Origin of the sequence: Streptomyces sp. NPDC007856 (genome assembly GCF_042868225.1) — a bacterium.
Lineage (GTDB): Bacteria > Actinomycetota > Actinomycetes > Streptomycetales > Streptomycetaceae > Streptomyces.
In genome coordinates this window covers 792,683-807,047 of record NZ_JBIAEC010000001.1, presented here as the reverse complement: position 1 = coordinate 807,047, position 14,365 = coordinate 792,683, and the positions used below count along the sequence as shown (strand labels likewise).

The 14,365-nt window shown below is 72.3% G+C and carries 13 protein-coding genes; 6 read left to right on the top strand and 7 right to left on the bottom strand.

Annotated features, from left to right (window positions below; all coding sequences use genetic code 11):
- Positions 1–40 precede the first annotated feature (40 nt).
- The 3 genes from ACFYOH_RS03850 to ACFYOH_RS03840 all read left to right on the top strand — a co-directional run bounded on the left by ACFYOH_RS03850 (position 41) and on the right by ACFYOH_RS03840 (position 2,274).
- Entirely contained in the window at positions 41–694 is a 654-nt protein-coding gene (locus tag ACFYOH_RS03850; protein WP_388620825.1) for a TetR/AcrR family transcriptional regulator, read from the top strand.
- Positions 695–704: 10 nt separating this feature from the next.
- Entirely contained in the window at positions 705–1,007 is a 303-nt protein-coding gene (locus ACFYOH_RS03845) for a hypothetical protein (RefSeq protein ID WP_388620823.1), read from the top strand.
- 133 nt (positions 1,008–1,140) lie between these two features.
- The gene (locus tag ACFYOH_RS03840; RefSeq protein ID WP_388621083.1) at positions 1,141–2,274 is read left to right on the top strand and encodes an NlpC/P60 family protein; all 1,134 of its coding nucleotides are present in this window, start codon (positions 1,141–1,143) and stop codon (positions 2,272–2,274) included.
- A 110-nt stretch (positions 2,275–2,384) separates the two neighbouring features.
- On the opposite strand, the gene ACFYOH_RS03835 is transcribed toward ACFYOH_RS03840, so the two are convergent.
- From ACFYOH_RS03835 to ACFYOH_RS03815, 5 genes are read right to left on the bottom strand one after another with little or no spacing between them, the layout of a single operon-like run.
- Positions 2,385–3,638, bottom strand: coding sequence for a styrene monooxygenase/indole monooxygenase family protein (locus ACFYOH_RS03835; RefSeq protein ID WP_388620821.1), 1,254 nt, complete (start codon positions 3,636–3,638; stop codon positions 2,385–2,387).
- A gap of 35 nt (positions 3,639–3,673) precedes the next feature.
- On the bottom strand, positions 3,674–4,333 hold the full coding sequence (locus ACFYOH_RS03830; protein ID WP_388620819.1) for an ATP/GTP-binding protein: 660 nt from the start codon (positions 4,331–4,333) through the stop codon (positions 3,674–3,676).
- Complete coding sequence (locus ACFYOH_RS03825) at positions 4,314–4,724, bottom strand: DUF742 domain-containing protein (RefSeq protein ID WP_388620817.1); 411 nt, start codon at positions 4,722–4,724, stop codon at positions 4,314–4,316. Before ACFYOH_RS03825 ends, ACFYOH_RS03830 begins: the two co-directional genes overlap by 20 nt.
- A complete protein-coding gene (locus ACFYOH_RS03820; RefSeq protein WP_388620815.1) occupies positions 4,721–5,218 on the bottom strand; it encodes a roadblock/LC7 domain-containing protein in 498 nt (165 codons plus the stop codon). Before ACFYOH_RS03820 ends, ACFYOH_RS03825 begins: the two co-directional genes overlap by 4 nt.
- Positions 5,215–8,643 (bottom strand): nitrate- and nitrite sensing domain-containing protein, encoded by a 3,429-nt coding sequence (locus ACFYOH_RS03815; protein WP_388620814.1) that lies wholly within the window; start codon positions 8,641–8,643, stop codon positions 5,215–5,217. The genes ACFYOH_RS03820 and ACFYOH_RS03815 overlap by 4 nt, the downstream gene beginning before the upstream one ends.
- Before the next feature lie 372 nt (positions 8,644–9,015).
- On the opposite strand from ACFYOH_RS03815, the gene ACFYOH_RS03810 reads away from it, so the two are divergent.
- Entirely contained in the window at positions 9,016–9,804 is a 789-nt protein-coding gene (locus ACFYOH_RS03810; RefSeq protein ID WP_388620812.1) for a protein phosphatase 2C domain-containing protein, read from the top strand.
- Positions 9,805–10,002: 198 nt separating this feature from the next.
- Here ACFYOH_RS03810 and ACFYOH_RS03805 read toward each other — a convergent pair whose 3' ends face one another.
- A complete protein-coding gene (locus ACFYOH_RS03805; protein ID WP_388620810.1) occupies positions 10,003–10,494 on the bottom strand; it encodes a MarR family winged helix-turn-helix transcriptional regulator in 492 nt (163 codons plus the stop codon).
- Between the two features lie 235 nt (positions 10,495–10,729).
- Between ACFYOH_RS03805 and ACFYOH_RS03800 the strand changes: the two genes are divergently transcribed.
- Positions 10,730–11,572 (top strand): lysozyme, encoded by an 843-nt coding sequence (locus ACFYOH_RS03800; protein WP_388620808.1) that lies wholly within the window; start codon positions 10,730–10,732, stop codon positions 11,570–11,572.
- A gap of 22 nt (positions 11,573–11,594) precedes the next feature.
- On the opposite strand, the gene ACFYOH_RS03795 is transcribed toward ACFYOH_RS03800, so the two are convergent.
- On the bottom strand, positions 11,595–11,801 hold the full coding sequence (locus ACFYOH_RS03795; protein WP_388620806.1) for a response regulator transcription factor: 207 nt from the start codon (positions 11,799–11,801) through the stop codon (positions 11,595–11,597).
- 196 nt (positions 11,802–11,997) lie between these two features.
- On the opposite strand from ACFYOH_RS03795, the gene ACFYOH_RS03790 reads away from it, so the two are divergent.
- A complete protein-coding gene (locus tag ACFYOH_RS03790; RefSeq protein ID WP_388620804.1) occupies positions 11,998–14,364 on the top strand; it encodes a SpoIIE family protein phosphatase in 2,367 nt (788 codons plus the stop codon).
- Position 14,365 lies beyond the last annotated feature (1 nt).

Sequence of the window (14,365 nt, the reverse complement as noted above, 5' to 3'; positions counted from 1 at the left end):
AAGAGCCGGCCCCCCGAGCGGAGCGATTAGGCTGACGGCCATGACCCCGTCCGCCGCCACCCCCGCCTACCGCCGCCTGAGCGTCGAGGAGCGGCGAAGCCAGCTCCTCGCCGCCGCCCTGAACCTCTTCGCCCACCGGGCCCCCGAGGACGTGTCGCTGGACGACGTGGCGGAGGCCGCCGGAGTCTCGCGGCCCCTGGTGTACCGGTACTTCCCGGGCGGCAAGCAGCAGCTGTACGAGGCCGCCCTGCGCTCGGCCGCCGACGAGCTCCGGCTGTGCTTCGACGAGCCCCGCGAGGGCCCTCTGCTGCCCCGCCTGTCCCGCGCCCTGGACCGCTATCTGAGCTTCGTCGACGAACACGACACCGGCTTCAGCGCGCTGCTCCAGGGCGGCAGCGTGGTGGAGACCTCGCGGACCACGGCCATCGTGGACGGGGTGCGGCGGGCCGCCGCCGAGCACATCTACAGCCACCTCGGCGTCGCCGAGCCCGGACCCCGGCTGCGGATGACCGTCCGGACCTGGATCACGGCCGTGGAGGCGGCCTCCCTGATCTGGCTGGACGAGGACAAGCAGCCCCCGGTCGAGGAGCTGCGCGCCTGGCTGGTGGAGCAGTTCGTGGCCGTACTCACGGTCACCGCGGCCCGGGACCCGCAGACGGCCGCCGTCATCAGCGCACTCGGCGCGGAAGGCTGACACTGAAGCCGTGAAGAGTCAGGACACCCCCTTCGAGGGCGGCCCCATGGACGGGCGGGTGCTGCCGGTCATGGTCGGGCCCACCGGGCACCCCCCGAAGACGTACCGCATCCCCGTCCCGGACCCGGACGGCGGCCCGCCCACGGTGCTCGTCTACCACCGTGTGCCGAGGGGGCACAGCAGGCGGCTGGGCCTGATCCAGGGGTGGAAGTACCAGTACGACCCCGACGACACCTCCGGCGGAAGGCTCCGGTGGCCCTGGTCGAAGCCGGCCGTCACGCCACCCGGCGAGCCGGACGACACGAAGGAGTGACAGGCCTGCGCCGAACCGCGCACGCCAGGAGCGCGTCCCCCACGGATACATCTGATTATCGCGGTGCGATAGGAGGCGACCAGCCCGCCCGCCGGGATCCCCTCCCCGCACCCGAGGTGATGACGTGTCAGGGATGCTTCTGCGCCTGGCCTGTACGACCGTGCTGGCGGCCCAGGCCGTCCTCGTGCCCGCCCCCACCGCGGCCGCCCCGGACCCGCATCGGCCCGGACCAGGCCCTCAGCGGCCGGCACCGGGCCCTCAGCAGCCTGTATCGGGCCAACAGCAGTCCGTACCGGCCCAAGCCCAACGGCATTCGGTGCCCCAGCTGCTGACGTCCCTTCAGCAGCTGTACCGTCAGGCCGAAGAGGCCACCGAGACCTACAACGCCACCGCCGAGAAGCTGAAGCGCCAGCGCGCCTCGGTGGCCCGCCTCGACGGTGACCTCGCCCGCACCCGCCTCGCCCTGCAGGACAGCCGGACCGATGCCGGTTTGCTGGCCCGCCGGCAGTACCAGAGCACCGACGGCCTCGGCCCGTACGTCCGCGTGCTCCTCGCGCCCGATCCGCAGCACGCGCTGGACGAGGGCCATGTCATCGGTGAGCTGGTCCGCGCGCAGGCCCGTGCCGTGAACCGGCTGACCGCCACGGAGAAGCAGCGGGGCATCCTGGCCCGGTTGGCCCGCACGGCCCTGGACACCCAGCTCACCCTCGCCGACCGGCAGCAGAAGCAGCGCGACGACGTGCAGAGAAAACTGGCCGATGTGGAACGCCTGCTGGCCTCCCTCACCCCGGCCCAGCTGGCCGCGGTCGCCGCGCTGGAACAGCGGGGCGTCACCGAGGCCCAGCACAAGCTCGCCACCGCGGGCTCCCTCCCCGCGAACCGCCTGCCCTCCCCCGAGGGCGCCCGCGCGGTGCGCTATGCCCTGTACCAGCTCGGCAAGCCGTACATGTGGGGTGTGCAGGTCCTCGACGGCTACGACAGCTCGGGCCTCGCCGCCGAGGCCTGGCAATACGCGGGCAGATCCATCCCCCGCACCAGCCAGGAGCAGTGGCAGCGCCTGAAGCGGATCCCGCTCGGCGACCTCCGCCCCGGTGACCTGGTGGTGTACTTCCCGGACGCGACCCACGAGGCGATGTACGTGGGCGACGGCAAGGTCGTAGAGGCACCGAGACCCGGAGCGAACGTCCAGCTGTCACCGCTGGCGTCCCATCCGGTACTCGGCGCCGTACGACCGGACGACCAGGCCCCCGCCACCGAATCCGACTAGACCTCTGTCATGGGTGGGCCGGCAGCGGCCCAGGTGGAAACGTGCCCGATCGAGACGGCCCCGGTGCAGCCGGGGCCGTCCGTGGGCCGTCCGAGGGCGATGAACGTCGGTCAGGCGCCGGTGACCGAGGCCAGGTAGGCCGCCGTCTTCTCCGGCTCGTAGAAGAAGTTCTCGAAGTCCGAGGGGTCGTTGAAGGCGTTGGCGAAGCGGTCGGCGACCGGCTGGAGCTGGCCGGCCGCGCCGATGAGGTTCAGGATGTGCTCCGGCGGCGGCATGAGCATCGCGTTCGTCCACTTGGTGACGTGCTGCGCGGTGTTCCAGTACCGGTCGAACGTGGCCTGCATCCACTCCTCGTCGAACGGCTTGTCACCCTGCTCCAGGATGGAGGCGAGGTACGACGCCGCGCACTTGGACGCCGAGTTGGAGCCCTGGCCGGTGATCGGGTCGTTGGCCACGACCACGTCCGCCACGCCCAGGACCAGGCCGCCGCCGGGGAGGCGGCCGATGGGGTTGCGGACCGTGGGGGCGTAGCGGCCGGCCAGCGTGCCGCCCGCGTCCGTCAGTTCGACCTTCGTCGCCCGCGCGTACTCCCAGGGCGTGAACTTCTCCATGAGTTCCAGGGTCAGGGAGAGGTGCTCCGCCGGGTCCTTGACGCCGTTGAAGACGTCGAGCGGGCCGCCGGGTATGCCCTCCCAGAACAGGATGTCGGCCGGGCCGGAGGTGGTGAGCGTCGGCATGACGAACAGCTCGCCGACACCGGGGACCAGGTTGCAGCGGACGGCCAGGAAGTCCGGGTGCTCCGGGCGGGGGCCGAGACCGTGGACGTACGACACCGCCAGCGCGCGCTGCGGCTCGCTGTACGGGGAGCGGGAGGCGTCGCGGCCGAACATCTGGACCAGCTCGCCCTTGCCCGCCGAGACCAGGACCAGGTCGTACGTACGGGAGAAGTAGTCGAGGTCGCCGACCGCCGCGCCGTGGATGACCAGCTGGCCGCCGCGCTGCGCGAAGGTCTCCATCCAGCCGGCCATCTTCACCCGCTGGTCGACCGACTGCGCGTACCCGTCCAGCCTGCCCACCCAGTCGATCGCCCGCTGCGTGGGGCCCGGGTCGTGCGAGCCCGGGGCCGCGACCGAGACGCCGAGTCCTTCGATCTTCGGGGCCTGGGACTCCCAGAAGTTCAGCTGGAGATCGCGCTCGTGCTGCAGTGCCGTGTGGAACATGCACTGCGTCGACATGACCCGGCCGGTGCGGATCTCGTCCGCGGTCCGGTTCGACATCAGGGTGACCTCGTAGCCGTGCGACTGCAGGCCGAGGGCGAGCTGGAGACCGGACTGGCCGGCTCCGACGACGAGTATCTTCCGCATGCGGGTGGGGACTCCTAACGGGTACTGCTCGGGGACTACTCGGGGGTTTCGTCCAGCGCGTGGCCGACCAGGGACAGCAGTGTCTCGATGACCGAGATCCGACGCCTCGCATCCATGATCATGACAGGGATGTGCGCGGGGATCGTCAGCGCCTCCCGTACGTCGTCCGGCTCGAACAGCTCACTGCCGTCGAAGTGGTTGACGGCGACGACGTACGGCAGCCCGCAGCTCTCGAAGTAGTCCAGCGCCGGGAAGCAGTCCTTCAGGCGGCGGGTGTCGGCCAGCACGACGGCGCCGATCGCACCGCGCACGAGGTCGTCCCACATGAACCAGAACCGCTGCTGGCCCGGCGTGCCGAACAGATAGAGCACCAGGTCGTCGTCGAGCGTGATGCGGCCGAAGTCCATGGCCACGGTGGTGGTGAGCTTGCCAGGCGTGGCGGTGAGGTCGTCGGTCTCCTCGCTCGCCTCGGTCATCAGCGCCTCGGTCTGCAGGGGCGTGATCTCCGAGACGGCGGTGACCAGGGTGGTCTTGCCGACACCGAAGCCTCCCGCCACGACTATCTTCGTGGCGATGGGGGCCCGGGTGCGGTCCGTCTGCCAGGACTTCAGATCCTCGTCGGCCTCGGTGAATCCGGCGACGAGGGGAGCGCCTCCGACGGCGGAGGCGGCGGCGTCAGAGACGACGGAGTCCACTCAGCACCCTTTCCAGCAGAGCGCGGTCCGGACGGCCGGTGCCGTGACCGGTCCCGGTGCCGTACACACGGATCTTTCCCTGGTCCGCGAGGTCGCTCAGGAGTACGCGGACCACGCCGAGCGGCATACTCAGCAGCGCGGCTATCTCGGCCACCGTGCGCATACGGCGGCACAGTTCGACGATGGCCTGCATCTCGGGCATCACCCGGCTGCTGAGGGAGCCATTCGTCAGTTCCTTGCGCTCCTCGGGGGCTTCGAGGGCCGCCACGAACGTCTCCACGAGGAGGACGTGGCCGAAGCGGGTACGGCCGCCGGTGAGCGAGTAGGGGCGGACGCGGGCGGGTTTGCGGTCGCCGCCGCGCACGGGGAGTTTCCTCGCGGGGCCGCTCATCGGGCGCTCCCCGGCGACTCGGCCTCCAGGGACTTGCGCAGCTCGCTGCGGAGTTCCGGGGTGAGGACGTGGCCGGCGCGGCCGACGAACAGCGCCATGTGGTACGCCACCACGCTCATGTCGCACTCGGCGGAACCGTGCACGCCGAGCAGCGAGCCGTCGCTGATCGACATCACGAACAGGCTGCCCTCCTCCATCGCGATCATCGTGTGCTTGACGCCGCCGAGGTCCATCAGCTTCGCGGCGCCGATGGTGAGGCTGCCGATGCCGGAGACGATGGTGGCCAGGTCGGCGGAGGAGCCGCGGGGGCCCTTCCCCGGACGGGTCTGGCGGGACTGCTCGGTGTGGCCGGGGTCGGACGAGAGGAGCAGCAGGCCGTCGGAGGAGACCACGGCGACCGACTCGATGCCGGGGACTTCCTCCACCAGGTTGGTCAGCAGCCAGTGCAGGTTGCGGGCTTCACTGCTCAGTCCGTAGGTACTGGGCGCGGTCAACTGCTTGCCTCCTCGGCTGTGCCCCCCGTGGCTGTTTCGGTACGTGATGTGATCTCTGCCTCTACTTCGCGGTAGCCGGCCTGGGCGCCCTGGCGGAACCCGCCGAGTCTCCTGCGGAGGGCTTCGGCGTCCACAGAGCGGGTCCGCTGGCGCGGGGCCTGGGTCGGTACGGTGATCTTGGGGGTGCGCTTGGGGAGGCCCTTGGCGGTGACCGCCTCGGCTTCGCCTTCGGCGGATTCGTTCCCACCCGCACCACCCGTGCGGCTTTCGTCGTCGAGTGCGGGTGGCCCCTGTGGGGCGCGTCCGCCGTCGGCGGCCGGCGGGTCCATCGGCAGTGCCCGCGGCGCGTCCGGGCGCTCGGCCGTGGGTCCCTGCGTCAGGTCCGGGAGCAGCAGCTCCATCGTCGACTCCGCGAAGGTCTCCGGCGGCGCCTTCGGGCGGGTCTCGGTGTCGTGGCCGGCCGACGTGGCCTGCTCATGGACCGCGTGTTCCGCCGCTTCCTGGGCCACCTGCTCGCTCGGAACACCGAAGGCGTCCCGCGCCGAGCGTCCGACCGAGCCCCCGAAGGCGTCCCGCGCCGCATCCCCGGCCGGCCCTCCGAAGGCGTCCCGCACCGAGTCACCGGCCGACCCGCCGAAAGAGTCCCGCATCGCATCCCCGGCCCAGCCACCGAAGGCGTCCCGCGCCGCGTCACCGGCCGGCCCCCCGAAAGCATCCCGCGCCGCATCCCCGGCCGGCCCCCCGAAAGAGTCCCGCACCGCATCCCCGGCCGAGCCACCAAGCACCCCAAGCGAGTCATCGGCCGAGCCACCGAAGGCGTCCCGCGCCACGTCACCGGCCGGCCCTCCGAAGGCATCCCGCACCGAGTCACCGGCCGACCCGCCGAAGGCATCCCGCCCCGAGCCACCGCGCACCCCGAGCGAGTCATCGGCCGGACCACCGAAGGCGTCCTGCGCCGCGTCACCGACCGGCCCTCCGAAGGCATCCCGCACCGATTCCCCGGTCCGCACGCCGAAGGCGTCCCGCGTCGCGTGCTCCGTCGAGCCGGTGGGGGCGAGGGGGTTCTCCGTGTCGGTCAGGTCGCCGTAGGCGGTCCTGGTCTCGGCCGTGGGTGCCGTTGGTTCCGCTGGCGGGGCGGGCTCGACAGGGTCGGACTTGGTCCTGGTGTCGGAGGCCTGTGCCACCGCTCGTTCCGCCAGGGCGACCAGGGGGTCGGTGTCCTTGGTGCGGCCGTGGAGGACGTTGGAGTTGGCCTCGGCGTCGGCGCCGGGGAGGGAGAAGGTGCCCGTGGTGCTCGCGGACGAGGCCTGCGGAGGCAGGGCGGTGGGCGGGGCCTCACTGAGCAGGGTGGCCGGGAGGACGACCACCGCGGCGATGCCGCCCTGCTTCTGCTCACGCAGCTGCACCCGGACACCGTGACGGTGGGCGAGGCGGGCGACGACGTACAGGCCGAGGCCGAGGCCGGCGTCGCCCTCGTTGTCGTAGTGGCTCTCGGAGTCGAAGTCGCTCAGGCGGGCGTTGAGCAGGTCCAGGCGGTCGGCCGCCATGCCGATGCCCTCGTCCTGGACGGAGAGCATCACCTCGCCGCTCTCCAGCAGCCAGCCGGAGAGCTCGACGGGCACGTCCGGCGGGGAGAACGACGTGGCGTTCTCCATCAGCTCGGCCAGCAGGTGGGACAGGTCGTCCGCCGCGAAGCCCGCCACATGCGCGTGCGGGGGAAGCGCCGCGATCCGGACCCGCTCGTAGCGCTCGATCTCGCTGACGCCCGCCCGGACCACGTCGACCAGCGGCACCGGGCCGTGGTGCTGCTGGACGTGCTCGGCGCCGGCCAGCACCAGGAGGTTCTCGCTGTGGCGGCGCATGACCGTGGCGAAGTGGTCCAGCTTGAAGAGCGTGGCGAGGCGGTCGGGGTCCTGTTCGCGTTCCTCCAGGCCCTCGATGACCGCGAGCTGGCGTTCGACCAGGCCGAGGGTGCGCAGGGCCAGGTTGACGAACGTGCCGCCGATGCTGGTGCGCAGCCGCTCCAGCTGGGCGGCGGACTCGGCGAGTTCGGCGCGGAGTTCCTCGCGGGCGTCGGCCATCCTCTGGCGCTGGCCGACCAGGTGCTTGCGGTCCGTCTCCAGCGTGGCCACGCGCTCGTGCAGGGCCGCAGCGTGCCCGTGCAGGGCGTTGACCGAGCGGACGACCTGGGCGAACTCGTCGTTGCGGCCGGTGAAGGCGATCGGCTCCTGGGACGCCGGGTCGCCGGACTCCGCCAGGCGGGCCGAGCCGCGGCGCAGCACCGACAGGGGGCGGGTCAGGGTGCGGGCCATGGCCGTGGCCAGGCCGACCGCGACCAGCATGAGCGCACCGAGCACGGCGATGCGGATCTCCAGCGCCGTGACGTCGTCGTCGCGGAGTTTCGCCAGGTCCTTGGTGCGGTGGTCGTAGAGGGCCGACTCCGCGCCGCGCATCTCGTCGACGCGGGCGGACAGGGCCGCGTCCAGCTTCTTGGTGCTGGTGGTCAGCTCGCTGTCGGCCAGCGTCGGCTGGTCGGTGAGCGTGGCGAGGTACTTCTCGGCCGAGTTGACCTCGGGGCCGGTGACCGTGGAGTCGTAGGAGTCGACGGCCGCCTTGGGCGCGGTCGCGCGGAAGTCGGCGAGGGCGGCGTCGGCGCGCAGCCGGGCCTGCTGGGCGGCGGCGGTCAGTCGGTCGCGCTGTTTCCGGTCGGCCTCGGAGGTGGTGGAGGTCGTGGTGGGCAGCCCGGTGACGGGGCTGATCACCGTCCGGGTGGTGGACGGCACGTTCAGCGCGGCGAGCAGCAGGCCGCGGGCGGCGGCGGACTGCTGGACGGCGGTGTCCAGCTCGGCGAGCGCATGGGCGCCGGAGCCGGCCCGCGGTGGTGTCCGATCGGCCAGCTGCTCGGCGAGGCGGTGCAGCTCGGTGATGGCCGCCGAGTACGCCTGGTGGGCCTGGAGGGCCGTGGTCTTGCCGGTGAGGGCGGCCCGGCGGACGGCGGCGATGCCGTCGAGGTCGCCGCGCAGGCTCGCCGGGGTGTCGTCCTCGGCGCGCAGGTCCTCGACCTGGCGGTCGACGCGGGCGCTGCGGTCCTCGGAGGGTGCCTTGGACTCGGGGCGGCCCGCCGCGATGTAGGAGGTGACCTCGTCGCGCTCGTCGGCGAGGGAGTTCGCGAGGGCGAGGGCGTCCTGGGTGCGGCCGGCCAGCGTCACCAGGTCCTGGGAGTCACTGACGTCCTGGGAGGCGGTGAGCAGGGAGGGCACGCCGGCTCCCGCGACGGCGGCGGCCACCACGGCGACGGCGACGATCAGTCGGGTGCGCACATGGCTGGGGCGGCCGGTGCCCACGGGGGTCTGCGGTTCGGTCCCCGTGGGGGCCGTCTGCCTGCCTGTGCGCCGAGGCCGCTTCATCTGCACCGGTGCTCGCATTCCTGAACTCGACTAGCCAAGGACCCGGGTGGCACTCCGTCATCTCGGTGCCAAGTGGTGCGTACACCCGGTTCGTACGGTTCCCGACCCTCCCAGCGCCGGTGGGCAGTAGTCGCGCATCACCTGACCCGCCACCCGAAGGAGTGAACATCGGAGGGGAGTTGGCGGGCAAGTTCCTCTGGCCCGTGCGGTGCCCTTGCGCGGCATGCCGGTTGGACGAGCGGGGCAGGCTTTGGCAGTATTCGCCACCACGCCTTCCCGGAGTGGCCGATTCCATCCCAAAACAGGCGGCTGACCTGCGGGGTCGCGCCAATACTGGGGCGGTTGCCAGCCTTTGGCGCATCCTGTGAAGGCCTCGTGCAGACTGGCTGAATGCGCACTGATCTCGTTTCGGAACCCGGTGACGCGAACCGGCCCAATGAGGACTTCGCCGCTGTCGGACTACCCGCTTCCGGACAGGGCGGTTGTGTGATCGTCCTGGACGGAGTGACTCCGCCACGGGGCGAGACGGGGTGTCTGCATTCCGTCCCCTGGTTCACCGCTCGGCTCGGTGGCGCGCTGACCGAACTGACCGTTTCGAGCGGAGATCTGACGCTGCCGGAGATTCTGTCGCGGGCGATCGGCCGCACCGCCGAAGCCCACGCGCGAACCTGTGAGCTTTCTCACCCGCGAACCCCCCAGGCAACCGTGGCCCTGGCCCGCTGGTCCGCCGAGACCGTCGAGTACCTGGTGCTGTCCGACTCCGCGCTGCTGCTGCAGGGCACCGACGGGACGGTCACCCCGGTCCTGGACGACCAGCTGGCCCGGCTCCCGCGCTCCGCGCTCGCCACGGACGCCGTGGTGGACGCCACCCTGCGCAACAAGGAGGGCGGGTTCTTCACGGCCGCCGCCGATCCCTCGGTGGCCGTGCGCGCGGTCGCCGGCACGGTGCCCCGGGGCGAGGTCCGTGCCGTGGCCGCGCTGACGGACGGCGCGACCCGCTGGACGGAGAAGTTCCACGAAGGCGACTGGCAGGCCCTGTTCGAGACGGTCGCGAAGCAGGGTGCCCGGTCACTGGTGGACCGGGTACGGGAACTGGAGAGGGCGGACCGCGACCAGCGGGCGTTCCTGGGCCGGAGCAAGACACACGACGACGCGACGGTGGTGTACGCAGAGCTGTGATCCCCCCGGCCTGCGTCACGCTTCCACGCTGGCTCTTCGAGACGGCCGTTCCGCCCGCCCCCGTCCGCGCGACGCCGCCCGCCCGGCCTCTTCGGGCGGCCCGTCCCGCCCGGCCTGCTTCCGCCACCGCGTCCGCTCAGCCCCTTCCGCGCGCCGCCGTCCGCCCAGCCTGCTCCGCCCGCCCCCTCCTGCGTGCCCCTACCTCTCCATGACCCCGTTCAGCTGATGCAGCAGCCGGGCCAGTTCCGCGACCTCGCGGCGGTCCCAGTGGGCGAGTTGGCGGACGTAGCGGGCGCGGCGGGCCTCGCGGACCTTGCCGACCCGGCCGCGGCCCTCCTCGGTCAGGGTGACGAGCCAGGCGCGGCCGTCGGCGGGGTCGGGTTCGCGGGCGATCAGGCCCAGCTCCTCCAGGGCGCGCAGCTGGCGGGACATGGTGGCCTTGCCGACGCCGATGTAGCCGGCGAGCTCCGTGGCCCGCTGGCCGCCGCACTCGTCCAGCCGGATGAGCAGGCCGTACGCGGAGGACTCCAGGTCGGGATGGACCTCGCGGGCCATCTCGCCCTGGTTGGCCCGGGCCCGCCTGAGCAGTACGGTCAACTCCCGTTCCAGTGCCAGGAATTCCTGGTCTGCACCACTGGGCGTCATCTGCTGGGCGCCGCGATGTGCGTCGCCGTTTCCGTCCTCGTGCACGTCAGCACCCCTGCTCGGTTTCGCGTCCTGAAAGTTTCTGCCAAAAGTCGTCATTGCCGCAGCTCTGTAAGTATTTCGCAGGGCTAGACCAACGGCGGCGTCCGGACCCCCTTCCCCGTCGTCATCTACGTGCGTAGCTTCCTTACCAGGCAATGAATGGCATGCCCACGCCAGTGCGGCATCCGGTACACGGTCACAGCCACGTTCCCCCCACCCCACTCTCCGGAGGCACGTCATGCCCGTGCACAGACCCGGCTCCGACCGCTCCGCCCGCTCCCCGCGCCCGCGCCCCCTCACCGTCCTGGTCACGGCCCTGCTCGCGGCGCTCTCCCTGACCCTCCCGCTCACCTCCGCCCATGCCGCGAGCACGCACAGCCGCGGCTCCGCCTACATGGGCATGGGGGTCCTCGCGCACGACGGCCGGCACGGCACCCCGGCCTCCGGTGACGTCACCCAGACCGAGGGCGTGGACGTCTCCGGCTACCAGGGCAACGTCGCCTGGTCGACCCTGTGGAACAGCGGGGTGCGCTGGGCGTACACGAAGGCGACGGAAGGCACGTACTACACGAACCCGTACTTCGCCCAGCAGTACAACGGCTCGTACAACATCGGCATGATCCGCGGCGCCTACCACTTCGCGACCCCGGACACCACCAGCGGCGCCACCCAGGCGAGCTACTTCGTCGGCCACGGCGGCGGCTGGTCCCGGGACGGCAAGACCCTGCCCGGCGCGCTCGACATCGAGTGGAACCCGTACGGCGCCGAGTGCTACGGCAAGACCGCGAGCCAGATGATCAGCTGGATCGCCGACTTCCTGAACACCTACAAGTCCCTGACCGGCCGGGACGCCGTGATCTACACGGCCACCAGCTGGTGGAGCGACTGCACCGGCAACTACGGCGGCTTCGCGGTGAACAACCCGCTGTGGATCGCCCGCTACGCCTCGGACCCGGGGACGCTGCCGGCCGGCTGGTCGTACTACACGATGTGGCAGTACATCTCCTCCGGCCCGACCGTCGGCGACCACGACAAGTTCAACGGGGCGCTGGACCGGGTGCAGGCTCTGGCCAACGGCTGAGCCCTCACAGACCCCTGAGCCCTCACAGCCCCAGGGAAATCGCGATCCGTGTCAGCTCGGCCATGCTCGTGTGGCCGAGCTTGGCGCGGATGCGGCGCATGTAGGTGTCCACGGTGTGCCGGGACACGCCCATGGCGCGGGCCGTCTGGAGATAGGTGCGGCCCGCGGCGACATGTCGGAGCGTCTCCCGTTCGCGATCGGTCAGCGGCCGGGCCGTAACGCCAGTCATCGAGTCCTCCTTGTTGTCACCCCCCAGCAGGATGGGTAATGCCGGAATAAGGGCATTTGCCTCCTTCACGCCGGGCAACCCCCGACCGGTTGCGGACGCCCGCGGATTTCTTGCCGCGGCCCTGCGTTGGTGCTCCGCGCCGCCCGGGATCATGCTGGTCAGGAGAGCCTGCCGAGCAAGGGCGAGATGAGCGGCGATGGAGCGACAGTCGACGTACACGGCCACGGCCACCATCGATGAGCAGGGCATTCTCACCGCGTGGAGCGAAGGCGCCCAGCGGCTCCTCGGCTATGACGCTCCGGCCGTCGTCGGACGGCCCGCCACCGCGCTTCTCGCCACCGACGGCTCGGCGGCCCGCCGGATCCTCGCCGGCCGGGACCGCTGGAACGGCACCGTCCCGCTGCGGCACCGCGACGGCCGGCTGCTGGAACTGGGCGTGCTCGCGCACCGCCGGACCTCGGAAACCGGCGTCACCGACTGGCTGGTGGTGAGCGCCGTGACGGCCCGTGCGCAGCCGCCCCGGGGCGAACCGCTGGAGGAGTGGACGTTCCTGCAGTCCCCCTTCCCGCTGGCGATCTTCGACGCCGAGCTGCGGCTCGTGCGCGCCAACCGCCGGATGGAACACGCCCTCGCCCTGCCCGAGGCCGCGATGCGCGGACTCAGGCTGCCGCACATCGTGCCCGGCTCCGCGAGCGAGGAGGCCGACCGGTCGATGCGGCTCGCGCTGGAGACCGGCCGGCCGCAGGAGGCCCGGGCCCGGCTCGGCGCGGAACTGGGCCGAAGTGCCGTGCTCACCCCGCTGAAGGACGCCGACGGCCGGGTGCGCGCCGTCTGCCTGTCCACCCAGACACCCGCCCAGGACTCCGCCGCCCGGCAACGCACGTCCGCCGACAGCAGCTCGCGCGTCGGCATGGCCGCCGACCAGGCCCGCGCCGCGCAGGAGCTCGGCGAGGTCACCGTCCCCCGGCTCGCCGACGTCATGGCGGTCGACCTGCTCGACTCCCCCCGCGAGGCGGACGAGGAACCCGCCCCGCGGCCCGGCCCGGTCGTCCTGCGCCGCGCCGCGCTGCGCGCCATGCCCGACGGCGTCGGCCCGGCGTACGGCAGCGGCGTCGGTGAGGCCGTCGTCTGCCCGCCGGACTCGCCCCCGGCCCGGTGTCTGACGGCCGGCCGGCCCCTGCTGTACGACACGGCGGACCCGCTCGTCGCCGAGTGGGCGGCGGTGGACCCGGGTGCGGCGTGGCTGCGCGCGTCCGGGGCGCGCTCACTGCTGGCGGTGCCGCTGCTCGCCCAGGGCAGCATGCTCGGGGTGGCGCTGTTCGGCCGGCGGCGCGACCGCGAGCCGTTCGGCCCGGAGGATCTGCGGCTGGCCCAGGAGTTCACGGACAAGGCGGCCACCGGCATCCGGCAGGCGCGCTCCTACACCAAGACCCGCACCACGACCATGGCCCTCCAGCAGAGCCTGCTCCCGCACACGCTGCCCGACCAGGCGGCCCTGGAGATCGCCACCCGCTATCTGCCCGCCGCGACACGGGCCGGGGTGGGCGGCGACTGGTTCGACGTCATCCCGCTGTCCGGGGCGCGGGTGGCGCTGGTCGTGGGGGACGTGGTGGGCCACGGGATCCGCGCCTCGGCCACCATGGGCCGGCTGCGCACCGCCGTGCGCACCCTGGCCGACGTCGATCTGCCGGCCGACGAACTCCTCACCCACCTGGACGACCTGGTGCTGCGGCTCGCCGCCGACGAGGGCAGCACGGACCCGACCGCCGAGACCGCCGGCGGCATCGGCACCACCTGTCTGTACGCGGTCTACGACCCGGTCTCCCGCCGGTGCACCCTGGCCCGGGCGGGCCATCCGCCGCCCGCCGTGGTCACGCCGGACGGCACCGTGCGCTTCCTGGACGTGCCCGCGGGCCCGCCGCTCGGGCTCGGCGGGCTGCCGTTCGAGGCCACCGAGACCGAACTGCCCGAGGGCAGCCTGCTCGCCCTGTACACCGACGGGCTGTTCGAGGCCCGCGAGCACGACATCGACGAGGCGCTGGACAAGATGTTCGCCGCGCTCGTCCGGCCCGCGCGGTCACTGGACGCGGTCTGCGACCACGTGCTCACCGAGCTGCTGACCCATCGCCCCGACGACGACATCGCCCTGCTCGTCGCCCGCACTCGGGTCCTGCACGAGGACCGGGTCGCCGCCTGGGAGCTGCCGAGCGACCCCGAGGACGTCGCCCACGCCCGCCACCTGGCCTGCGCCCAGCTGTCCGCCTGGGGCCTGGACGAGGCCTCCTTCACCACCGAGCTGATGGTCAGCGAGCTGGTCACCAACGCCATCCGCTACGGCCGCCCGCCCATCCAGCTCCGGCTGATCCACCAGGACGCGACCCTGATCTGCGAGGTGTACGACTCCAGCGGCACCACCCCGCACATGCGGCGCGCCCGCATCTTCGACGAGGGCGGCCGGGGCCTGCTGCTGGTCGCCCAGCTCGCCGAACGCTGGGGCACCCGGCACGACCGGGTCGGCAAGACGGTGTGGGCGGAGCAGTCGGTCGCCGAGGCCCCCGGCTGAG